General features: G+C 64.7%; 13 protein-coding genes and 1 pseudogene. 6 read left to right on the forward strand and 8 right to left on the reverse strand.

The annotated features are described in order from the left end of the window. Positions 1 to 33 precede the first annotated feature (33 nt). The 4 genes and pseudogenes from betT to GGR61_RS11475 all read left to right on the forward strand — a co-directional run. Entirely contained in the window at positions 34 to 2,013 is a 1,980-nt protein-coding gene (gene betT, locus GGR61_RS11460; protein ID WP_184407695.1) for a choline BCCT transporter BetT, read from the forward strand. A 40-nt stretch (positions 2,014 to 2,053) separates the two neighbouring features. Next, complete coding sequence (gene betB / locus GGR61_RS11465; protein WP_184621448.1) at positions 2,054 to 3,526, forward strand: betaine-aldehyde dehydrogenase; 1,473 nt, start codon at positions 2,054 to 2,056, stop codon at positions 3,524 to 3,526. 157 nt (positions 3,527 to 3,683) lie between these two features. Next, entirely contained in the window at positions 3,684 to 5,354 is a 1,671-nt protein-coding gene (betA, locus tag GGR61_RS11470) for a choline dehydrogenase (RefSeq protein WP_184621449.1), read from the forward strand. Between the two features lie 192 nt (positions 5,355 to 5,546). Further along, positions 5,547 to 5,795: pseudogene (locus GGR61_RS11475) on the forward strand (MarR family transcriptional regulator); the annotation flags it as partial. A gap of 242 nt (positions 5,796 to 6,037) precedes the next feature. Here GGR61_RS11475 and GGR61_RS11480 read toward each other — a convergent pair. Continuing rightward, positions 6,038 to 8,917 carry a TonB-dependent receptor gene (locus GGR61_RS11480; RefSeq protein ID WP_184407698.1) on the reverse strand — a complete coding sequence of 960 codons (2,880 nt, stop codon included), beginning with the start codon at positions 8,915 to 8,917 and terminating at the stop codon, positions 6,038 to 6,040. Between the two features lie 270 nt (positions 8,918 to 9,187). Between GGR61_RS11480 and GGR61_RS11485 the strand changes: the two genes are divergently transcribed. Together GGR61_RS11485 and GGR61_RS11490 are read left to right on the forward strand one after the other, a co-directional pair. Then, positions 9,188 to 11,161, forward strand: a complete 1,974-nt coding sequence (locus tag GGR61_RS11485; protein ID WP_184621450.1) for a transglycosylase SLT domain-containing protein — start codon at positions 9,188 to 9,190, stop codon at positions 11,159 to 11,161. Between the two features lie 659 nt (positions 11,162 to 11,820). Then, the gene (locus GGR61_RS11490; protein ID WP_184621451.1) at positions 11,821 to 13,053 is read left to right on the forward strand and encodes a multifunctional CCA addition/repair protein; all 1,233 of its coding nucleotides are present in this window, start codon (positions 11,821 to 11,823) and stop codon (positions 13,051 to 13,053) included. A gap of 166 nt (positions 13,054 to 13,219) precedes the next feature. On the opposite strand, the gene GGR61_RS11495 is transcribed toward GGR61_RS11490, so the two are convergent. The 7 genes from GGR61_RS11495 to GGR61_RS11525 all read right to left on the reverse strand — a co-directional run bounded on the left by GGR61_RS11495 (position 13,220) and on the right by GGR61_RS11525 (position 23,927). Further along, the gene (locus tag GGR61_RS11495; RefSeq protein ID WP_260287569.1) at positions 13,220 to 15,883 is read right to left on the reverse strand and encodes a TonB-dependent receptor; all 2,664 of its coding nucleotides are present in this window, start codon (positions 15,881 to 15,883) and stop codon (positions 13,220 to 13,222) included. 1,220 nt (positions 15,884 to 17,103) lie between these two features. Further along, positions 17,104 to 18,258: an N-acetylglucosamine-6-phosphate deacetylase gene (nagA, locus tag GGR61_RS11500; protein ID WP_184621452.1), complete on the reverse strand. Its 1,155-nt coding sequence runs from the start codon at positions 18,256 to 18,258 to the stop codon at positions 17,104 to 17,106. Positions 18,259 to 18,260: 2 nt separating this feature from the next. After that, positions 18,261 to 19,289, reverse strand: coding sequence for an SIS domain-containing protein (locus GGR61_RS11505; RefSeq protein ID WP_184407704.1), 1,029 nt, complete (start codon positions 19,287 to 19,289; stop codon positions 18,261 to 18,263). Positions 19,290 to 19,294: 5 nt separating this feature from the next. Continuing rightward, the gene (locus GGR61_RS11510; RefSeq protein WP_184407705.1) at positions 19,295 to 20,362 is read right to left on the reverse strand and encodes a LacI family DNA-binding transcriptional regulator; all 1,068 of its coding nucleotides are present in this window, start codon (positions 20,360 to 20,362) and stop codon (positions 19,295 to 19,297) included. Between the two features lie 40 nt (positions 20,363 to 20,402). Further along, positions 20,403 to 21,740 carry a sugar MFS transporter gene (locus GGR61_RS11515; protein WP_184407706.1) on the reverse strand — a complete coding sequence of 446 codons (1,338 nt, stop codon included), beginning with the start codon at positions 21,738 to 21,740 and terminating at the stop codon, positions 20,403 to 20,405. 45 nt (positions 21,741 to 21,785) lie between these two features. Further along, a complete protein-coding gene (locus GGR61_RS11520) occupies positions 21,786 to 22,508 on the reverse strand; it encodes a GntR family transcriptional regulator (protein WP_184407765.1) in 723 nt (240 codons plus the stop codon). A gap of 258 nt (positions 22,509 to 22,766) precedes the next feature. Then, a complete protein-coding gene (locus GGR61_RS11525; RefSeq protein ID WP_184621453.1) occupies positions 22,767 to 23,927 on the reverse strand; it encodes a heparan-alpha-glucosaminide N-acetyltransferase domain-containing protein in 1,161 nt (386 codons plus the stop codon). Positions 23,928 to 24,034 lie beyond the last annotated feature (107 nt).

Genomic DNA, 24,034 nt, shown 5'->3' on the forward strand with positions numbered 1-24,034 from the left:
GTCACGTGATACGCATCATATGAGTGCGTCGGTATGAGTGCAGTCGAACCGCAGCCGTTGCCGGTGCGCACCTTGCGGCCGGTGTTTTTGCTGGCGGCGACGGTGGTGTGCACATTCGCCTTGCTGGTTGCGCTGTTTCCGCTGGATGCAGGGCGTGTGCTGCTGGATGCGCAGACCTGGGCCTCGCACAACGTCGGCTGGTACTACCTGCTGGCGATGACGGTGTATCTGGTGTTCGTGCTGGGCGTGGCCTTGTCCAGCTACGGCAACATCAAGCTCGGCGCCGATCACGACGAACCGGAATTCAGCTATCTGTCCTGGGCCGGCATGTTGTTCGCTGCGGGCATCAGCATCACGCTGTTCTTCTTCTGCGTCTCCGAACCGCTCACCCATTATCTGCAACCGCCGCAAGGCGGCACCGGCAGCGGCGAGGCCTCCGCACGGCAGGCGATGCAACTGTTGTTCCTGCATTGGGGACTGCATGGCTGGGGCGTATTCGCATTGGCCGCAATGGCGCTGGCGTACTTCGCCTTTCGTCACAACCTGCCGCTGGCCTTGCGCTCGGCGTTGTATCCGCTGATCGGCAAGCGCATCAACGGCCCGATCGGCTACACCGTGGATGCGCTGGGCATCGTGGCGACGGTGTTCGGCATCGGTGCGGACATGGGCTTTGGCGTGCTGCATCTCAACGCCGGGTTGAGCACCTTGTTCGATGTGCCGCATACGCACTGGGTGCAGGTCGCGTTGATCGTGGCGATGATGGGCGCAGCGATCGTGGTGGCGGTCTCCGGCGTGGAAAAAGGCGTGCGCTGGATGTCGGACATCAACATGCTGCTGGCGATCGCGCTGCTGCTGTTCATGCTGTTCGCCGGCCCCACGCAGTATCTGCTCAACGCATTGATGCAGAACCTGGGCGACTACCTGGGCAGCGTGGTCAACAAGAGTTTCGATGTGTACGCCTACGGTGGCCGCAGCGACTGGCTCGGCAACTGGACGGTGTTCTACTGGGCGTGGTGGATCGGTTGGGCGCCGTTCGTGGGCCTGTTCATCGCACGCATTTCGCGTGGCCGCACCATCCGCGAGTTCGTGCTCGGCGTGTTGCTGATCCCGCTCGGCTTCACCCTGGCGTGGCTGTCGATCTTCGGCAACAGCGCGCTGGACCAGTTGCTGCATCACGGCCAAGGCGCGCTGGCGCAACAGGCCATCGATGCGCCGCAGACGGTGCTGTATTCGCTATTGCAGAGCTACCCGTGGAGCCGCACGGTGATCACGGTGACGGTGGCGATCAGCTTTGTGTTCTTCGTGACCTCGGCCGACTCGGGCACGGTGGTGCTGTCCACGCTGTCCTCGCACGGCGGCGAGCCGCATGACGATGGCCCGCGCTGGTTGCGGGTGTTCTGGGGCGTACTCACTGCGGTGGTGACCGCCGGTTTGTTGCTGGCCGGCAACATGGATGCACTGAAATCGGCGGTGGTGCTGGCATCGCTGCCGTTTTCTGCGGTATTGCTGCTGATGGCATGGGGGTTGTCGCGCGCCCTCAGCGAAGAGTCGCAGCGCAAGCGTGCGCAGCTCTACAGCCCCAGTCCGTTGATCGGGCAATCGCGGCATCACCGTGGTTGGCGTCAGCGTCTGGGCCAGGCGATGCATTTCCCGGCACGCGACGAGGTCTACCGTTTCATGCACGACCAGGTGCGGCCGGCGATCGAAGCGGTCACCGCGCAGCTGCAGGAAGAAGGCTGGCAGGCCGGCAGCCGGCTGGACGACGACGACATGGAAATCAGCGTCGATCACGGCGAGCAGCAGGGCTTCCGCTACCAGGTGGTGATGCGCGGCTACCTCACGCCGTCATTCGCCGCGCAGCGCCTGCGCAACGAACGTTATTACCGCGCCGAAGTGTATCTGTACGAAGGCAGCCAGGACTACGACCTGGTGGGATACAGCCGCGAACAGATCATCAACGACATCATCGATCAATACGAGCGCCACCTGCAGTTTTTGCATCTCACTCGCTGAGGTGCCGTCGCTGCGGCGTGCGCTCCACAGGAGGTTTGTCATGCCACGTTTCCCCGACCAGTTGCTGTATATCGGCGGCCGTTATGTTCCCGCCCGCGGCGGCCACACCTTCGAAGTGGTCAACCCTGCTACCGGCGAAGTGCTGGCCAATGTGCACAACGCCGGCGCCGACGATCTGGATGCCGCCGTCGATAGCGCCAAGGCCGGCCAACAGCAGTGGGCGGCACTGACCACGGTGGAACGCTCGCGCATCCTGCTGCGCGCGGTGGCGTTGCTGCGCGAGCGCAACGACGCGCTGGCCGAACTGGAAACGCTCAACACCGGCAAGCCGCTGAGCGAAACCCGCAGCGTGGATATCGTCACCGGTGCGGATGTGCTGGAGTACTACGCCGGGGTGGCGCAGGCGCTGCAGGGCGTGCAGGTGCCATTGCGCGAGGGCAGCTTCTTCTATACACGGCACGAACCGCTGGGCGTGGTCGGCGCGATCGGCGCATGGAATTACCCCATCCAGATTGCGTTGTGGAAGGCCGCACCGGCATTGGCCGCCGGCAACGCGATGATCTTCAAGCCCAGCGAAGTCACCCCGCTCACTGCACTCAAGCTGGCGGAGATCTTCACCGAAGCCGGCCTGCCTGATGGCGTGTTCAACGTGCTGCCCGGCGATGGCGCCAGCGTGGGCACTGCGCTGACCGAACACCCGCAGATCGAAAAGATCAGTTTCACCGGCGGCACCGCGACCGGGCGCAAGGTGATGGCCAGCGCGTCCAGTTCGTCGTTGAAAGACGTGACCATGGAACTGGGCGGCAAGTCGCCGCTGATCGTCTGCGCCGATGCCGATCTGGATCTGGCGGCCGACATCGCGATGATGGCCAATTTCTACAGCTCCGGGCAGGTCTGCACCAATGGCACCCGCGTGTTCGTGCCGCGCGCATTGCGCACTGCCTTCGAAGCGCGGCTGCTGGCACGCGTGCAACGCATCCATATCGGCGACCCGCTCGACGAACGCACCACCTTCGGCCCGATGGTCAGCGCCGCGCACATGCAGCGCGTGCTGGACTACATCGAACAGGGCAAGGCCGAAGGTGCACGCCTGCTCTGCGGCGGCGAGCGGCTACGCGATGGCGCGCTGGCACAGGGCTGCTATGTGGCACCGACCATCTTCAGCGACTGCACCGACGTGATGACCATCGTGCGCGAAGAGATCTTCGGACCGGTGCTGAGCCTGCTCACCTACGACGACGAAGACGAAGCGATCGCACGCGCCAATGCCACCACTTACGGCCTGGCCGCAGGGGTGGTGACGCCGGATCTGGCGCGCGCGCATCGGCTGATCCATCACCTGGAAGCAGGTATCTGCTGGATCAACACCTGGGGCGAATCGCCGGCACCGATGCCGGTGGGTGGCTACAAGCAATCCGGCGTGGGTCGCGAGAACGGGCTGGCGACATTGCAGGCCTATACGCGTACCAAGTCTGTCCAGGTCGAACTGGAACGCTATGCGTCGGTGTTTTGAGTGACTGACGAAAGTTAGCAAGTAGCCGCCAGCAACATCGGCGGCATGCAGAAGTCGCAGTGCGGTCGGTGCGGTCGTTTCGATCACACGCATCGCCAGCCCACTGCGCAATCGTTTTAGACGTCGCTTCACACCGACACCGCAACAGGAGCACAGCATGCAACGCGAATACGACTACATCATCATCGGCGCAGGTTCCGCAGGCAACGTACTGGCCGCGCGCCTGACCGAAGATCCGGGCGTCACCGTGTTGCTGCTGGAAGCCGGCGGGCCGGATTACCGGCTGGATTTCCGCACCCAGATGCCGGCCGCGCTGGCGTTTCCGTTGCAGGGCCTCCGCTACAACTGGGCCTACGAGACCGAGCCGGAGCCGCATATGGACAACCGGCGCATGGAATGCGGGCGCGGCAAGGGCCTGGGTGGTTCGTCGCTGATCAACGGCATGTGCTACATCCGCGGCAATGCGCTGGATTTCGATCACTGGGCCAAGCGCCCGGGCCTGGAGGACTGGAGCTACCGCGATGTGCTGCCGTACTTCCGCAAGGCCGAGACGCGCGACATCGGCGCCAATGACTATCACGGCGGCGAAGGCCCGGTGAGCGTGGCCACGCCGAAGAACGACAACAACGTGCTGTTCCACGCCATGGTCGAGGCCGGCGTGCAGGCCGGCTATCCGCGCACCGACGATCTCAATGGCTATCAGCAGGAAGGCTTCGGGCCGATGGACCGCACGGTGACGCCGCAGGGCCGGCGCGCAAGCACCGCGCGCGGCTATCTGGACATGGCCAAGCCGCGCGATGGCCTGCATATCGTCACCCACGCCACCAGCGACCGCATCCTGTTTGCCGGCAAGCGCGCGATTGGCGTGCATTACCTGGTCGGCAACAGCAGCGATGGGATCGATGCGATGGCACGCCGCGAAGTGCTGGTGTGCGCTGGCGCGATTGCCTCACCGCAGCTGTTGCAGCGCTCCGGTGTCGGTGCGCCGGATCTGCTGCGCGCACTCGACGTGCAACTGGTCCACGACCTGCCCGGCGTCGGCCAGAACCTGCAGGATCATCTTGAGGTCTACATCCAGTACGCCTGCACCAAGCCGGTGTCGTTGTACCCGGCACTGCAATGGTGGAACCAACCCGCGATTGGTGCCGAGTGGCTGTTTGCCGGCACCGGCACCGGCGCCAGCAATCAGTTCGAAGCCGGCGGTTTTATCCGCACGCGCGACGAGTTCGACTGGCCCAACATCCAGTACCACTTCCTGCCGGTGGCGATCAATTACAACGGCAGCAATGCGGTGAAGGAACATGGGTTTCAGGCGCATGTGGGCTCGATGCGCACGCCCAGCCGCGGGCGCGTACATGCCAAATCACGCGACCCGCGCCAGCATCCGTCCATCCTCTTCAACTACCAGTCCACCGATCAGGACTGGCAGGAGTTTCGCGATGCGATCCGCATCACGCGCGAGATCATCGCGCAGCCCGCGCTCGATGCTTACCGCGGGCGCGAGATCAGCCCCAGCGCCGATTGCAAGACCGACGCCGAGCTGGACGCATTCGTGCGTTCGCGTGCGGAAACCGCGTATCACCCGTCGTGCTCGTGTGCGATGGGCACCGATGACATGGCCGTGGTGGATGGACAAGGCCGCGTGCATGGCATGGAAGGCCTGCGTGTCATCGACGCCTCGATCATGCCGCGCATCATCACCGGCAACCTCAATGCCACCACCATCATGATTGCCGAGAAGATCGCCGACCGGATGCGGGGACGGACTCCGTTGCCGCGCAGCACGGCCGATTACTACATCGCCGGCGATGCGCCGGTGCGCCGATAACGATCGGCCACGAGTGAGGCCAACGGATGCGCGACGCACTGATGCGTCGCGCATCCGCCACAGCCCATTGCAAGTCGCTGCGTCAGCGTCGAGAGATGCGCCTCGCCATGACCTGCCAGCCACACTCCCCCGCCGCGCGACAGCGCCCGTCGCGCGGCGCCATCGCCCACACGCGTGGGATATGCTTCGCGCATGAACTCGGACATTCACCCGGAAGCCGCCATCGCGCCCGGCTATCTGGCCAACCATGCCGCGCGCGTTTTCAATCGCAGTGTCGACGCACGGCTACGCGAGCACGGGCTGACGCTTGCGTTGATTGGGCCGTTGCTCCTGCTCTCGTGGAAAGGCCCCATGCTGCAGCGGGACCTGGTGCGCGACTCCGCAGTGAAGCAGCCTGCGATGGCCGCGCTGCTGGACAAGCTCGAAGCAATGGCGCTGATTGCGCGCGATTCCAGAAGCATCGCCTTGCCAGACTATCGGCCGGTGGAGCCATGCTGAAGCAGGCGTTGTCGCCGGCTCCGACACCCACTGCACGGCAACGCGCCGGTGATGCGCGGGCAATCGGCACCTGCGCATCACATGCCATCACCAGGCGCGCTGCGACGACGACACCTCCGCAGCGCTGCGGTTACCCAATCAGCCTGCATGGTTCTCGCTGAAGAGCCACGCAGCACCCGGCCGCCCTAGAACTTCAGATCCGCACGCACATACCAGAAGCGCCCGCCGGGGATGTCGTATGTGGAGGCGTCGTAGCCGTTGAGTGAGCACGACAGGCAGATCGGCGGATCCTTGTCGAAGACGTTGTTCAAGCCGGCGTTGAGTTGCAGGCCCTTGAGCCAGGCGAAGCGGTACCCCACCTGCGCATCGTGATAGGTGATCGCATCCAGCCGGTTGGTGCCTTCGCTCGGGTTGGAGCACACCGCAAATTCCACCGCATCGCCGCACTGCTCGGTGAGCTTGGAGATGTGGCGCGCCGTCCACGATGCGGTCCAGTTGCCCAGCGACCAATCCAGCACGGCATTGCTGGTCCACTCGGGAATCGCACTGTCGACCACTTCGATGCCCGGCCCCTGCGGCTGCCGCTGCCCGGCCGCGCCCAGTGCTTCGTAACGGCCAACGAAGGTGTTCTGCCACGACAACTTGAAGCGGCCGAGCGCGCTTTCCGGCAGCGTCCAGAACAGGTCCACGTCCCAACCATCGGTCTTGATCGAGCCAAGATTGGTCAGGCGGTTGTTGAAGGCGTTGATGCCGCCGGTGGATGCACGCCCGATGCCGTCGCAATACAGCGCATCCAGCGTGTCCACGCACAGATCCAGCTGCGTCTGCGCATTGATGGCCTGGATCGCGCCATCGACATGATGGCGATAGAACGTCACTTCCATGTCCAGCCGGTCGGACCAGCTGGCGTTGCTGGCAAAGCCAGGACTGAACACAAAGCCGGCGCTGAAGCTGCGCGAACGCTCCGGATCCAATTGCTCATTGCCGCCGGTGGTGACCGAGATCTGCTGGTTGGCCTGCTGGTAGCCACCCGGCACGCCCAGTGCGGCGCAGTTGGCCGCACTGCCGCGCGGCGCGGTGCCGCCCAGGCCGATCGAGCAGGGATCGGACAACTGCAGATCGGCGCGCGCGGCCGAACCGAACAACTCGCCGATGGTCGGCGCACGGAAGCCTTCGGCGTAGCTGGTGCGCAACACCAACTCATCGGTGACCTGCCAGCGCAGGCCGTACTTGGGGGTGAACTCGCCGCCGAAGGTGGAGTAATCCGAGTAGCGGCCGGCGATATTCAGATCGAGTTTGTCGCCCAACGACGAGTTGGCGAAGATCGGGATATTGAGTTCGAGATACGCCTCGTTGACGTCGTAGCTGCCGGAGGTCGGCAACGACGGCACGCCGTTGTAGCGGCCGGCCACGGTGAGCGGATCGGGTTGATACGCGCCTTCGTACTTGCGGTATTCGTAGCCGCTGGCAAACGACACCGCGCCGCCTGGCAGCTGGAACAATTCGCTGCTGAGGTTGGCGGTGAACAGGCTCAATTCGTTCTGGCTGCGATCGCGCACCACCGGCTGGATCCAGCGCAACATGTCCGGCGTGATGCTGCCCGCACCGCTGAAGATATCCAGCGGCACGCAGCCGGCCACCGCCGCGCACGCGGCCGGGTCGCCCAACGCCAGATTGATGTTGAACAGGTTGTAGCTGCCGTAGTTGGTCTGCTCGGCCTTGTTCTTGCTGTACATGCCGTTGACGTCCCAGTACCAGGTGCGCGCGGCCGCTTCGAAGGTGCCCACCAAGCCGGTACCGAAATACTGCGTATCCACCTGCTGCTCGTAGCGACGCGGCCCGCCTTCCACCGGACGCCGGCCGATCTGGATCAGGTTGGTCGCCGAGTTCAGATCGAAGCCGAACGGATTGAACGGATTCAAGCCGGAAATCACGATGTTGTCGGCGAGCGGATTGCCGGTGCCGGCATCGGGGCCGAGAAAGATCGGCTCCGGCGCGGCCTGGTTGGTCGACTCGCGGCGATTGCCCAATGCCTTGACGTACCACTGCACGTCGTCGTTGAAGTAATAGCGGAATTGCGCAAACACGCCCTTGCGCTCGGATGGTGTCAGCAGCAGGTTCTGCTCGGCAAAGTTGTAGCGGTCTGCGGTGCCGAAGCAGTGGTAGTCGTCGCTGCGCGTGCATCCGGCGCTGCCGTCGTATTGCGGCGTGCCCACGCCGGCATTGGGCGTGAGGTTCTGGCGTGCGCCGGTCGTGGGATCGACGAACTGAAAGCGCCCATCCGGCGTGGCCGAGCTGCCGAAGGTCAGGCCGGTGCCCGGGATCGGAAAGCGCGCCTGCGCACGGTCGCGCGCATAGATCGGATCCTGCTTGACGTAGCTGGCGCCCAGAAACAGGCTGAAATCCTCGCCACTGGTACCCCAGGCCAGGTCCACCCCCTGGTTGGCACCGTCGCCCTTGCCGTACTGGCCATAGTTGAGCGTGACCTGCGCGCCGTCGAAGCTGCGCCGGGTGATGATGTTGACCACGCCGGCAATCGCGTCCGAGCCGTACAGCGACGAGGCGCCGTCTTCGAGCACTTCGATGCGCTCGACGATCGCCAGCGGAATGGTGTTGAGGTCGGTCGAAGAGCCCACACCCGAGGCGGACGACTCGTTGACCCAGCGGATGCCATCGACCAGCACCAGCACGCGCTTGGAGCCGAGGTGGCGCAGATCGACCTGCGCCGAGCCGGCGCCCACGCCGCCGCCATCGGGCGGAAAGCCGAAATTGCCGGACGAATTGAACTTGGCGTTGAGCGCCGAGCCGGAGGCGGTGAGCTCCTGCAGCACCTCGCCGATCGAGGTCAGGCCGGTACGCTCGATGTCGGCGCGATTGAGCGTCTGGATCGGCACCTGGCCTTGCAGCTCGGCAGTCCTGATGCGGGTACCGGTGACTTGCACGCTATCGAGCGTGCGCGTACCGGGGGCGGCTTCGGGCTGTTGCGCCCAGGCCAGCGTGGGGATCAGACACAACGACAACTGCACGGCCAGGCATGACCGAGAAGGGCCAATCAGACGCTTCATCCTTTCTCTCTCCAGAAGGATCTTTAAGTGTCCGCACGCCCCCGTGCCCTGCGGTCCGGCCCAAGTTGTAAACGAAACCTTAACGCACCGCAATCTGGCTGTGCAGCACTGCGATGCGCGTCGCAGTGCGGGGCGTAAGCGCCGATGCCCATCTCGATGCGCGAGCGCATCGCCCAGACCAAGCTCGCAGAGCGACAGCGAGAGGCGCGTGCTGGCAGGCGCGGTGCGTGTTCACTCAAGTGCTCAGGCGTGCTTCGGTATAGTCGCGCGATGACTTATTTCCCGCGTCTTGCCACTGTTTTCGTCGGCCTGTTGTGCCTTGGCAGCACTGCGCTGCATGCGCAAAGCCTGGATCCGCAATTGACTGCCATGCGCGATGCGATCGCGGCCGCAGAGCGCGGCCAGTCCGATCCCGCCCAGCTCGCTGCATTGAGCCGCCATCCGCTATACGGCTGGTTGGAGTACGCCACGCTCAAGCGCAACATCGACAGCGTCTCCAACGCGCAGGCGCAGGGATTCTTGCAGCGCTACGCCGGCCAACCGGTAGCCGAGAGCTTCCGCAGTACCTGGTTGCCGGCGGTCGCGCGCCGCCAGGACTGGACCACGTTGCTGGCCAACTGGAAGACCACCGACAACGTGGGTTTGCGCTGCGCGCAGCTGACCGCGCGCCAGGCCACCGGCAAGCTGGACGCACAGTGGAGCCGCGATGCGTTGACGTTGTGGCGTAACGGCAAGGCTCTGCCCGATGCCTGCGACCCGGTGGTGGCGGGGCTGGAGTCACGCGGCGACCTCACCCCGGCACTGCGCTGGGAGCGGGTGGAAGCCGCTGCCGATGCGCAGCTGCCGGCAGTGATGCGTGCGGCGGCGCGCGGCTTGCCGGCGGCCGATCTGGCACTGGCCACCGATTACGCCGCCTTTCTCGACAAGGTCCACCCGCGTGCACTGGGTTGGCCCAAGACCGAGCGCAGCCGTGGCATCGCGGTCGATGGCCTGGCCAAACTGGCCAAGAGCGACCCGGATGCCGCCGAGCAACAGCTGCCGCAGTTTGCCAGCGCGCTGGGTTTCAGCGAGGCGCAGCGCGGCCAGGTGCTGTATCAGATCGCGTTGTGGACGGTGGCGTCGTACCTGCCGGATTCGGCGCGCAGGCTCAATGCAGTGCCCGATGCAGCGTACGACGAGCGCCTGCACGAATGGCGAGCGCGTGAGGCGATGTCGCGTGGCGATTGGCCGGCCGCGCTGGCCGCGATCCGCAAGATGCCGGCAAGCCAGCGCAGCGATTCGCGCTGGCAGTATTTCGAAGCGCGCCTCACCGAGAAGACCGGCTCGGCAGCGGCCGCGCAACCGCTGTACCGCGCCGCCGCGCAGTCGCCCACCTTCCACGGCTTCCTGGCCGCCGACCGCCTGCAGCAACCGTATCGGCTGTGCCCGTGGGAGCCCAAGGACAGCCCGCAGGCCAAGGCCGCAGTGGCGCGCGACCCGGCACTGACCCGTGCGATTGCGTTGTTCCAGATCGATCGCCCAGGTTGGGCCGTGGCCGAATGGAACGATGCCGCCAGCCGCTTCGACGACACCCAGCGCCGCCTCGCGGTGGAAGTGGCTGGCGATAACGGCTGGTTCGACCGCGCGGTGTTTGCGCTCGGCAAGCAGCCCGACGAGCAACGGCTGTATGCGCTGCGTTTCCCGTTGCATCACGATGAAAGCATTCGCCGCGAAGCCGCCAAGAACGCCATCGACCCGGCCTGGGTTGCCGCGGAGATCCGCGCGGAAAGCATCTTCAATCCACGCGCACGCTCGCCTGCCAACGCCATGGGCCTGATGCAGGTCTTGCCGGGCACCGGCGCAGCGGTGGCCAAGGGTATCGCGCTCCCCGGCTATGCCGGCGCCGCCAGTCTGTACGAGCCGGACACCAACATCGCCATCGGCACCGCGTACCTGCGCCAGCTGCTCAACACCTATGGCCTGCCCTATCTCACCATCGCCGCCTACAACGCCGGCCCTGGCCCGACCGGCCGCTGGCAATCGCAGCGACCGAATTTCGAGCCGGACTTCTGGATCGAGACCATCAGCTACAAGGAAACCCGCGAGTACGTCGCGCGCGTGATGGCGTTCAGTGTGATCTACGACTGGCGCCTCAACGGCGACATGCTGCCGCTGAGTGATCGCCTGATGGGCAAGCTGGTCGACAAGCGCCTGAAACCGCTGTGCACGCCAGGCCAGGCGACCAATAACGCGGCGCAGGACTGAGCTCCGAGTCAACCGACGAGCACGCCGGGTGGATGAGCTAGTCGTGCTTGCGCGGTTGCACGTGTCTGTCTCGGCCTGGGGCGCATGCTACCTCCGAGACTCGTCTCTCGGCACTCTCTAAGGCTCTAGGGCTCTAGGGCTCTAGGGCTCTAGGGCTTCAAGGCTTCAAGGCTTCAAGGCTTCAAGGCTTCAAGGCTTCAAGGCTTCAAGGCTTCAAGGCCAAGCAAGATATCGCGTCGTTGCGTCGTTTAGCTGCAGTCGAAGGCTCGGGCCGTCGAGGGCGCGGTGCCCTCACCGCTTGCGAGACACGCCGTACATCCGTCCGTGCCGCCACACGGTCCCGCAACCGGCAAGGACACCGCATCAGGACACTTGCAGGTTGCTTTGTTGAACGCCCGCCTGTTGCTCTGCCTGTCTTGGCAAGCTGATTGGGCGCGCCGTTACCCGAACAACGGGGGTGATGCATTGCCTGCACCATGCATACCGACCATCTCGACTGGCCCTTGGCCGCCCACTGTCGCGGCACCTTATTGCTGCATTAGAGCATCTAGGGACGGATTCACGGCGTGTCCCGCGATGGCGGACGGCCAAGGGTCCGGCAGCCAGGCCGTAGATCAGTCGCGCTACGACCCGCGCAGCGCATCGGGCATCATGTCGCCATGAAGATCTATCTCGTTGGCGGAGCAGTCCGCGATGCCCTGCTTGGTCAGCCCGCCGGCGACCGCGACTGGGTGGTGGTCGGCGCCGATCAGGCGCAGATGGAAAGCCTTGGCTTCAAACCGGTGGGCAAAGATTTCCCGGTATTCCTGCATCCGCGTAGCGGCGAAGAGTATGCGTTGGCGCGTACCGAGCGAAAATCGGGGCGCGGTTATCGTGGCTTTGTGGTGGATGCCGATCCCTCGGTAACACTGGAAGAAGACCTGCTGCGCCGCGACTTCACCATCAACGCGATTGCGCGCGACGAAGACACGGGCGAGTTGTTCGATCCTTACGGCGGCGCACGCGATCTGCAGGCACGCGTGCTGCGGCATGTCGGCCCGGCGTTTGTCGAAGACCCGGTGCGCGTCCTGCGTGCGGCGCGCTTCATGGCACGGCTGGCACCACTCGGCTTCAGCATTGCGCCGGAGACGGCCACACTGATGCGCGAAATGGCCGCCAGCGGCGAGCTGGACAGCCTGGTGCCCGAACGCGTCTGGCAGGAGTTGCGCCGCGTATTGCAGAGTGCACAACCTTCGGCATTCCTGCGTACGCTGCACGACACCGATGCGCTGCGCGTCATCCTGCCGGAAATCGACGCGCTGTATGGCGTGCCGCAACGTCGCGCGTTTCATCCGGAAGTGGACACCGGCATTCACCAGGAAATGGTCAGCGACATGGCCGCGCGGCTGGCGCCCGGCGACGCACTGGTCGGCTTTGCCGCATTGACCCACGACCTGGGCAAGGCGCTTACACCGCAGGAACAATGGCCACGCCATGTGATGCACGAGCAACGCGGTGTCGCACCAGTGCAGGCATTGTGCGAACGCCTCAAGGTGCCGCAGGATTATCGCCAGCTCGCCATCACCACCTGCCGCGAACACTTGAACGTGCATCGCCTGGCCGAACTGCGCGACCGCACCGTGCACGACGTGCTGGTGCGCTGCGATGCGTTTCGCCGGCCCGAGCGCATCGCACAACTCGCCCTGGTCTGCGAAGCCGACAAGCGTGGCCGCTTGGGCAGCGAGGATGCACCCTACCCGCAGGCCGAAGAAATCAAGCGTCTGCATGCCGCCGCGATGGCGATCAATGCACGCGACCTGGCAGCCGACGGCCTGCAAGGGCCGCAAATCGGCGAAGCATTGGCCAAGGCACGGATTGCCGCGATTGCGGCTGCGCGAAAGGCCGGCGCATAAGCAATAGTGCGCATCGTTGCCCAGGTGCAACCGTGGTGGGCGCGTGCTGCGCCAAGGCGTGCAGCAACGGTCAAACCGGGCCAAAGGCGGTCGTCATCGCAACCGATGCAACCTGCCCGCCATGACGGCCGGAGCGGCTGCACGAACGCAGCCGCCCGGCGATGCATCACAACTTGAAGTTCAGACTCAGCATGAAGGAACGGCCGTTCTTGTAGATGTAGTACGGCTGATCTTTATTGCCGATGTAGCTGTAATAGGTTTCGTCCAGCAGATTGGTGGCTTCCAGCGCCACGCGCAGGCGTTCGGTGGCCTGGTAGCCGAACGACGCATCGACCTGGGTAAAGGCATCGGTCATCTGCTGGCCGTTGAGCCGGCCGATCTGGGTAAAGTATTCCGAACGCCAACCCAGATTCACCCGCGCGCTCCATTTGCCCTGCTCGTAATACGGGCTGATGTTGTAGGCGTTGCGCGAGTTGTACGGCAGGCTGTAGTCGCCGTCGGTCTTGGAATCGGAATACGTGTAGTTGGCCACCACGCCGAATCCGTTACCGAAGTTGTGCTGCAGATTCACCGCCACACCGCGCACCTTGGCATCGCCGGCATTGGTCGGCACCGAGGTCTGATAGGTGCTGGAGCCGCCGGTGGCGTTGTTGAAGAACACCCGGTCCTGCACGGTGGTCAGGATGTAGTTGGAGATATCGCGCGAGAAGAACTCGCCGCTGAGCAGACTGCTGTCGGAGAAATACCATTCCAGCGATGCACCCAGGTTGGTCGACTCGTACGGCATCAAACCCGGGTTGCCGGAAGAGGCGGTCAAGGTGGTGTCGTCGGTTGCCACGTACGGGGTCATGTTGGTGTAGCGCGGCCGCGCGATGACCTTGGACGCAGCAAAACGCAGCATCAGATCGTCGCGCAGGTCGTAGGCGATATTGAAGGACGGCAGCCACTTGCCGTAACTGCTGAGGAAATTGACCGGCGTATAGCCGCCACCCGGTGCATAGCTGTAGCCGTCGGTGGAATCACGCGAATGCACATAGCGCACGCCGATGTTGCCGCGATAGCGCTCGCCGGAGAAATTGCCTTGCAGGAACCAGGCTCGGTTCTGTTCTTCGATGCTGTAGTTGCCGGCGTAGCTGATCGGCAGCCCGCCGTCGCCTTCCAGGCCGCTGATGTACCGGCTGATCGCGCCGCTGTTGATGGTCGACCAGCGCTGCATATCGGCACTGGTCGATAAACCACTGAGATAATCCGATGGCGTGGTGCCCGGCGAGAACGCCGCCAGCGTACTGCCGTCGTTCGGCGCCCAGGTACGGCTGTAGGCCGATTGCCCGGTAGCGTGGTTGGTGAGCTTGATGCCGGTCAGGATCTGCGTGAACGGCCCCCACTCCACTGCATGATCGAAGTCCAGCTGCAGATAGCGCTCCTTGTCGTACTGCGGGCTATGGCTGGCCGATGCGTTGTTGAGCTGCATCGCGGCAGCATTGGTCGGGTCGGTGCTGTAGTCCATGCCGGTGCGGCGGCCGTCGATGTTGTAGCTGTAGCCGGCAAGATTGCGGAACTGGATACCATAGATGCGCTCTGCACCGCCTTGCGAGCTGGTGTAGCCCACCTGGCTCGACGCATTCCAGCCATCGCCATGCCAGTCGGCACGCAGATGGATGCTGCCGGTGGTGACGTCGCTGTTGCGTAGGTAGCCGTCCAGGAACGTGGTGGATTGATCGCCGAACGTGCCCGAGGTGGCTACCCCGTTCTCGAAGCCCAATGCCTGTGCGTCGCCGGGATTGGAGCCCCAATAGCCGTAGCGGCTCTGATTGTAGTTGTCGAAGCTTTCCTTGACGTACAGGCCGGTCAGATTGAGCTCGAAGTCGGCATCCGGTTTCCATTGCAGCGCTGCGCTGACACCATCGCGCTTGCGCGTTTGTTGAAACAGCGCCGTATTGATCGAGGTGGGAAACACACCGGTGTTGTTGCCGACCACTGCCGGCGGGAAGCCGGCATCTTGCACGTCGTCATAGCCGAAAATTTCCACGCCATCCCGACGCAGCACGCGCTGCGAATGCATCACCGAGGTGAGCACGCCAAACGTCTCGTCCTGATTCTTCCAGCTGTACAGCGCCGATGCGTTCGGCTTGCCGTCTGCGGAACGATCGTTGTATCCGTAGCTCACCGTGCCGGTCAGCGTGTTGCGGTCCAGCTCCAGCGGCTTGCGCGTGTGCACGATCACGGTGCCGCCGATCGAGCCTTCATCGATCCGCGCCTCCGGGGTCTTGTAGACCTCCATCAAGCCGACCACTTCCGGCGCCAGCGTGCTGTAGTTGAACGAGCGGCTGTCCGGATCGTTGGGATCGCCGCCCCAACTGGTGGAGGCGATGGTCTGGCCGTTGAGCAGCACGCGATTGAGCGCCGGGTCGGTGCCGAGAATACTGACCTTCTCGCCCTCGCCGAATTGCCGATCCACCGTGATGCCGGACAGCCGCGACAGCGATTCGGCAACATTGGTATCCGGGAACTTGCCGATGTCTTCGGCACTGATTGCATCGACGATGGCATCGGCGTTGCGCTTGACATTGAGCGCCTTGCCGAGACTGGCCTGATAGCCCACCACCTTGACTTCATCCAGCGTGGAAACGGATGGATCGGTTTGCGCAGGCGTTTGCGCTTGCGTGGGTGCAGCCTGCTCCTGCGCAAACGCCGGTAGCGTTGTCGCACCCACAAGGGCCACACCACCGATCAGCAGACCGCGTACCGCAGCACTCAGCGGCGAGCGACGCGGCGCATGCGGATGACACGACAGGTGACGGGACAACTCGAACACACGGGGAGACGGCATGACGTGGACCTCTTGGTGATGTCTGGTAGCAACCCTGCGGTTGCACAACGACGCGCGATGCGCGTGCCATGCCCGCGATCCGTCCCCTGTACCGGATGCGAGCGAGGTCCCGCACGACCGTAACGGCATGCGGGACCAGCCAACCCGATCAACGATCGGGCGGCAACTATGCTTCGTGAACTCGGACGTAAGCTCCTGCACGCTGACAACGTTATCGGCGAAGGTGCCTCCCGCACGCTGCGCTGTCAACACATCGCCGAATCGAGCCAGTGCGGATGCTGCACGATGCACGCCATGCAGACGCAAGGATCCCCGGGTGTCGGCCACTGGATTTTTTCTGTGGCGCATGCAGACCACTGCGTGTCGCGGCCTGATGGCACAAGGCTGTGCAGCCGGATGATGCGATGCACCGTGTTTTATGGGCGCAAATGTGCATCGTCGGCCCATGCCTTATCCACACCGACGCTTTTGCGAGGCACCCATGTTCAGTCCGTGACTGCGGAATGCGCCATCTCTGCGATGCAGTCGGCTACCTCCACCACACAACGTGCGATGCACTGTCGAGCGCAGAACCTTCGTTCGCATCGACATGGCGCGCATCGGCTTGCACACCCGTACGCCATCACGCGAAACAACGCGCCTACTTCACGCCCGCGCACGCCTGCGTCCGCAACCACTGCGCTGCCAACTCGATCGCATCGGCTTGCGGGTCAAGCACCGCATCCGGTTGCAGTGCGCTATCGCTACGATGGCCGCTGCGATCCTGCGTGCAGCTGTGGGCAATCGCAACGGGCATCCAACTGCACGAAACCAGTCCCTTCTGCTGAAATAGGCGCGGAACCTGCGGTCAGACGTCACTGCGCACCTTCAGCAGGTTGCAGATCACCTTCCACCGCAGTCACTTGGTAGTCGGTCACCGGCAACTACGCGCCAATGTGGAACTGCTGCCATCGCGTGCACGCTGCACAGCAGGCTCAGCACCAGCCCCCCCCCCATCGGCGCGTTCTTCATCAGCCACTCGTCGCAACCTGAAGTCAGGCGTAACTGAATCAGCCGTTGCATACCACGTAAGGCTGTAGGGAACGTCGCGACATGCAACCTGCTCCATGTGCAACGGCACTGCAGGCGGCTGCAACAATCGCAGCGCGACGGTTGTACCCATCGCGTCGCACGGTCATCGCTGCCGCTTGGCGGGAGCGCGTTCGGTCTGAGCGATACGCTTAGGCGCGCTGCCCGGCCACCCAGGTGGCAAGCACCTGTACATCGGCATCCACCAGCACCAGATCGGCCTGATACCCCGGCGCGATCCGGCCAAGGCGCTCACCCAAGCCAATGCACTGCGCCGGATATGTCGATGCCATGCGTGCGGCTTCGGCCAGATCCACGCCCAGCCACTGCACGCTGTTACGCACGGCCGTGGCCATGTCCAGCGCCGAGCCGGCCAACGCGCCGTCGGCATTACGCACCACGCCGTCGATGGCAGTGATGGTTTCGCCGTACAGATCGAAACTGGGACTGTCGGCGCCGACCATCGGCATGGCGTCGGTGACCAGCAGCACCGTGCCACGCGGTTTGGCGGCCAGCGTCAGGCGCAGGCTGGCCGGATGCACATGCACGCCATCGACGATGATGCCGCACCACACGTTGGCATCTTCCAGCGCGGCGCCCACCGCATTGGGCTCGCGCCCTGCCAGTTGCGACATCGCGTTGTAGAGATGGGTGAAGCCGCTGACGCCTGCGGCGATGCCGTCGCGCGCCTGCGCGTAGGTTGCGGCGGTGTGGCCGGCAAAGACAATCGCGCCGCCGGCGACGAAGGCGCGGATATCGTCCAGCGGCACGCGCTCGGGCGCGAGCGTGATCAAGGTGACGCCGTTGTCCAGCGAGGTATCGACCGCAATCTCGTGCGCGTTCGGCAGGCGGAACCTCTGCGCGTCGTGCGTCCCCTTGCGGGCCGGACTCAGGTACGGGCCTTCCAGATGGATGCCGAGTATCCCGGGCACGCCTTGCGCGATCGCCTGCCGCGTGGCGTCGATGGCCTCGGCCATGACCTCGGCGGTGTCGCTGATCAGCGTCGGCAGCATGCCGGTGGTGCCGAAGCGACGATGCGCAGCAGCAATGGTGGCCAGCGCCTGCGGGTCGCGTGCGTTGTTGAACAACACGCCGCCACCGCCATTGACCTGGATGTCGATGAAGCCCGGCAACAACGTCGCCCCGCCCAGATCCACACGCGTAGGCGCCTGCGCAACGCGCGCATCGTCAGCCGGCACGACCGCCTGGATCTGCGCGCCGGCCAGCAGGACGACCCATCCATCCTGCAGGCCATCGTCGGTCAGCACGCGTGCATTGCACAGCGCTTGAAGCGGGGAAGCATCCATGTTCAAACGGTTTCCGTAACCTTGTTCAAATGCGGCGGTAAATCGGGATTGTTGCCACGTTGCAGTGCCAGCGCGTTGATCGCGCGATAGAAGCTCTGCACGGTCAACAGCGGTGCGGCGGCCGGGTGTGCGTCGGCGGCAAGCGGCAGATCGCCATCGGGCGCGGCCAGCCACACCTGCGCGCCACGCGCACGGAATTCGGCGGCGAGCGCACGCGTGCCGGCGCCGGTTTCGTCGGGCTGGGCGAATACCAGCACCGGGAAGCCCGGTCCCACCAACGCCATCGGGCCGTGTTTGACCTCGGCCGAGCTATAGGCTTCGGCATGCAGGCCGCAGGTTTCCTTGAACTTCAAGGCCGCTTCCTGCGCCGCGCCCAGGCCCAGGCCGCGACCGAGCACGAACAGGTTGTGCGCCGGCACCAATCCGGCAGTGAGTGCGGACCAGTCGGCCTGCCAGGCGGTGCGCAGCTGCTGCGGCAATGCATCGACCGCCGCGAGCAACGCCGGGTCGTTCTTCCACACCGCGCCCAGATGCAGCACGGCAGCCAGCGAGGCGAGATAGCTCTTGGTGGCGGCGACGCTTTTTTCCGGGCCTGCGCCGAGCGGAATCACCACCTCGGCCAGCTGCGCCAGCGGCGAATCTTCGACGTTGACCAGCGCGACCACGCGCGCGCCAGCGGCCTTGGCGGCTTCGGCGTTACGTAACAGGTCAGGGCTCTTGCCCGATTGCGAAATCACGATGTACAGCGCGCCGCGCAACTGCAGCGGCGCTGCATAGACCGAGCCCACCGAGGGCGATGCGGATGCGGTGACGATACCCAGCTGCGTTTCGAACAGATACTTGGCATACGTCGCTGCATGATCGGAGCTGCCGCGCGCACAGGTCACCACGAACGGCGGCGGCGCAGCGCGCAGCGACTGCGCGAGTGCGGCGACGGTATCGGCGTTACGGGCGAATTGGGCGGCGACCACGTCGGCGGTCTGCGCCGCCTCGCGGAACATCAAGGTCTCGGTTTCGGTGGGAAGGCTCATCGGGCTCAGGTGGATTCGGGGGGAAGGGAGTTGGTGGCCGGCGTCTGCGCCGGTGCAGTGGAACCGCGCACCACCAACTGCGGCACAAAGCCGCGGTTCTGCAGTTGCGCGGGCTGATCGTCGTAGGCGTCGCTGCGCAACTGGCTGATCAACAGGCGTGCAGCATGCCGTGCGATGTCGTCGGTGGCCTGCTTGGCGGTGGTCAGTGCCGGCCAGGACTGGCGCGAAAACGGGCTGTCTTCGAAGCCGGCGATCGACAATTGGTACGGCACGTTCATGCCGGTGGATTTGGCTGCGGCCAGCACCCCGGCGGCGATTTCATCGTTGCTGCCGAAGATGGCGGTAGGCGGTTCGCGCAACGACAACAGCCGGCGCGCGCCACGGAAGCCGTCGTCGAAGGTGTAGTCGCCGGGAATCACCAGATGCTTGTCCAGGGTGATGCCGTAATCCTTCAACGCCGCCTCGTAGCCGGCGTAGCGCTCGCCGCTGGAGCGATGTTGCGGGCCACCCCACAGGAAGCCGATGCGCTGATGACCGAGCTGGATCAGATGCTCGGTGATCTCGTAGGCGGCAGCGCGGTCGTCGATGTAGACGCAGGGGCCATCGCCCGGATCGTCGGTGGCGGCGATGATGCGCACGCTCTTGATGCCGCGTGCGGCCAGACCGGCCATCAGCTCGGGGCGCTCGGACATCGGCGCAGTCAGCACAACGCCGGCCAGCCGCGAACGCTGCACCCATTCGGCCAGTTCTTCGGCCAGCAACGGCGAGGTGGAGTCGCAGGGATGGATCTGCAGGCCGAAGCCGGTTTCGCGGCAGGCGGCCAGCACGCCGTTCTGGATGCCGATGATGTGATACGGGTTGGGATTGTCGTACACCAGCCCGATCACGAACGGCGTGCCGCTGCGCAGATTGCGCGCGGACGGATCGGGTTCGTAGTCGAGATCGGCGATGGCACGCAACACACGTGCGCGGGTTGCCTGCATCACCGATGGTTCGTTGTTGATCACCCGCGACACGGTCTTCAACGAGACCTTGGCGCGCTCGGCGACGTCTTTGATGGTGGGCCTACGCATGGATGTACCTTGTTCGTCGGAAGCTATCATGCTGCCGCGCTCACTTTGCCTGGGCCGGCAGGCCCACGCGATGACCGCGCAACGAATAGAACAGGATGTACAGATAGCACGGCACCATCAGCGCAGCGAACACGACCTGGAAGTCGTAGTGCTGTTTGAGAATGGCGAACAGCTGCGGAATGATCGCGCCGCCGGCAATGCCCATCACCAACAATGCCGAACCGATCTCGGTGAAGCGACCAAGTCCGCGAATGGCCAGCGGAAAGATCGCCGGCCACATCATGGCGTTGGCAAAGCCGAGCGCGGCGACGAAGCCCACCGACACGTAGCCCGGCCACATCATTGCGTTGGCGAAGCCGAGAGAGGCGAAAAAGTCCACCGACACGTAGCGCTGGGCGAACAAGGCACCCAGCGAGAACAACACGCCCAGCACCGCCGACACGCTCAGATAGCGCGCCTGCGAGATCACACCAGGAATCAGCACCAGACCGGCGATGTAGCCCAGCAACATCGCCCCCAGCGTGTAAGAGGTGAAAAGCTTGGTGCTGTCCAACGGCAGATTGAGGCTGTGGCCATAGGTACCGATGGCATCGCCGGCCATCACTTCCACGCCCACATAGACGAACAGGCACAGCACGCCCAGCCACAGGTGCGGGAACTGGAAGATGCTGGATTTCTGCACGCCACCGGTCGCGCCCGGCGTGGCATTAGCTTCGGAGGCCTTGAGCTCCGGCAACGGCGAAAACAGCACGCCGATGGCCAGCAGCAGCAGCACGCCGGACATCACCAGATAGGGGGCGTGAATCTTGGCGGCGAAGGCAGTGAGCAACGTCTCCTTGGTCGCCGCATCGGCACTGGCCACCTGCTCGGACAGATCGCCGATGCCGTGCAGCACCAGCGAGCCGATCAGGATCGGCGCCAGGATGCCGGCGATCTTGTTGCAGATGCCCATCAACGCGATGCGCCGCGCTGCGCTTTCGATCGGCCCGAGGATGCTGATGTACGGGTTGATCGCGGTCTGCAGCAGCGCCAGGCCGCTACCGATCACGAACAAGCCGCCCAATGCGCCCGGATACCAACGCTGGGTGGCGAACTGACCGAAGCCGGCCGCGCCCACCGCCATCACCACCAGACTCAGCGCCAGGCCTTTCTTCATGCCGGTGCGCTTGAGAATCCACGACGACGGCAACGCCAGGAAGAAGTACGACAGGTAGAACACCATCAGCACCAGAAACGCGTTGACCTCGTTGAGGTCGAACGCCAACCGCACGAAGGTGATCAGCGGCCCGTTGATCCAGGTGAAAAAGCCGATGATGAAAAACAGCACGCCGACGATGGCGATCGAGACAACGGGATTTGCGGGCCTGGCGGTAGTCATGGATCGGCTGGCTCTTGAGTTGTCGTTGGGGGACGCCGCGCTGGATCAGCGACGCAGTTCGGCAACGAAATCGTAGAAATCGTTGTGGCAATAGGTGTCGGTCAATTCGATCGCGCTGCCATCGCGCGCATAGCCCACGCGCACCACATGCAGGATCGCCTCGCCGGTTTTCATGCGCAGGTGTTCGGCCAGGCGCGCGGGCAGATTGATCGCACGGAAATACTGCAGCGCGCGCACCACCGGCGTGCCCTGTGCATCCAGATAGCTATAGAGCGAATCGCCGATCTGCTGCGGGTCGGCGACGATGCGTTGCGGCAACACCGCATGCTCGTAGGCCATGACGCGGTCGTCGGCGCTGCGCAGGCGGGTGAGCGAGGCCACCGCCGCATCCGGCGACAACCCCAGGCGCAGGATTTCTTCGCCGTGGGCCGGGCGCAAGCGCCGCTCCAGCCAACGCGTGCCCGGCTCGTAGCCCTTGATGCGCAGCGTTTCGCTGAAACTGGTCAGGCCGCTGAGCTGATGCTGGATCTGCGTGGTGACGAAGGTGCCGGCGCCCTGCCGACGCGAGACCAGACCCTGTTCCACCAGTACATCCACGGCCTGACGCAGCGTCACCCGCGAGATCTGCAGCCGTTCGCACAGCTGGCGCTCGGCCGGCAGCGCTTCACCCGCCTTCCATTGGGCGCTGCGGATCTGCTCGTCCAGCTTGCTCGCCAACTGCAAGTACAGTGGCGTGGGCGCGGAGGCGTCCAGCGCCAGCGCATCCACCCTGGGGTCGCTGTCCGTCCTGGCATCGGTTTTCGGTTTGACCATTGCCTGTCCTCTGGACCGACTTGGATTCGTTAGGTCCAATATAGTACCAATTTGCCGGGAGCGCATTAGCCGCAGCCGGGCCCGGAAGCGAGACATCTGCCAGGGGATCGCCCCACGGCGCATCGAAGGAAACCAACCGGGCCGGCCATCACAGCGCCGCGCCGGAACTGACCGCGCCCCGCGCCTTGCGCCACCGCCCGGGTGGCGATGCCGTTACAGCCGTAGATACCAGCGCCGCCGATCCATCCACCAGCCCACGCCCCAGCACAGCAGGGTGTAGCCCAGCGCGCACAAGAAAGAACCCAACGGCCCCGGCGCGATGGTCTGGAACACGCGGATACCGGCCCAGGCGTACAGGTCCAGGCCGGAGCTGCCGGCCGGCAGCAGCCGCAGCACGACCACGAACAACTCGGAGAACAGGTAGATCGCCAACGGGTTGCGCCCCAGCACGGTGAAAAAGCCGCTGCCGCCGACCCAGCCACGCAGCTCCAGCAGGTAGACCAGTGCGCCCAGCGCCAGCAGATCCAGTCCCACCGTACAGGCGACGAACGCGCCGCTCCAGAGCTTCTTCGACAGCGGCCAGGCGGGGTGCCAGAGCAGCGCCAGCAGTACCAGGCCCACGCCGGCCAGCAGCAACGCGCGCGTGGCGGCACCGGTCTTGCCGCGCCGCTGCAGGAAACGCCCGGCCAGATAGCCGGCCAGTACGTTGACCGTGGCCGACAACGTGCCGAGCAGGCCCTCCGGGTCGAAGCCGCCATCCTTGCGATACAGATGCGCGCGCCCGAACAGCCACAGATCCAGCCGGGTGCCGGCATTGCCGGTCTTGCTCAACTCCGCGCCGGGCTGGCCGAAGGCATACAACAATGCCCAGTAGCCCAGCAGCAGCGCCACGCACGCCGGCGCGATGCCGCGCGGCGGCAGATAGCGCACCAGCAATGCCGCCAGCAGATAGCACAGGCCGATCCGTTGCAGTACGCCAGGCAGGCGGATCTGATCGATCGCAGTGAACGCCCATCCGCCACCGGGCTGCAGATGGAAGAACGGGAACCAGTACATCAGCACGCCGCACAGAACGATCAGCGCGGCGCGCTTGCTCACGCGGCCGAGGAACTGCCGATGCGGCGTGTCGGTGGCCAGTGCGAAACTCATCGCGCTACCGACGGCGAACAGGAACGAGGGAAACACCAGGTCGGCGAGCGTGAAGCCGAACCAGGGTGTATGTGTCAGCTGCGCATACGCCTGCGCGCCCGGCCCGGGGGTGTTGACCAGAATCATCAGGAAAATGGTCAGGCCGCGAAACACGTCCAGCGATAGAAAACGTTCGCGCTTCGGCGGCGCGGCGCTGGTTGCGGCAACAGCGGCCGGTGCGCTCATCGGACTGCCTCGCCGATCCACCGCGGTGTGCCAGGTGCGCACATGACGCCGGTGAACTGCGGCATTGCATCGCCGCTATCGCCGTCCTGCATGGCCACGCTATGCGG

It is taken from the genome of Xanthomonas sp. 3058, from assembly GCF_014199765.1.
In the GTDB taxonomy this organism is placed as follows: Bacteria; Pseudomonadota; Gammaproteobacteria; order Xanthomonadales; family Xanthomonadaceae; genus Xanthomonas; species Xanthomonas campestris_B.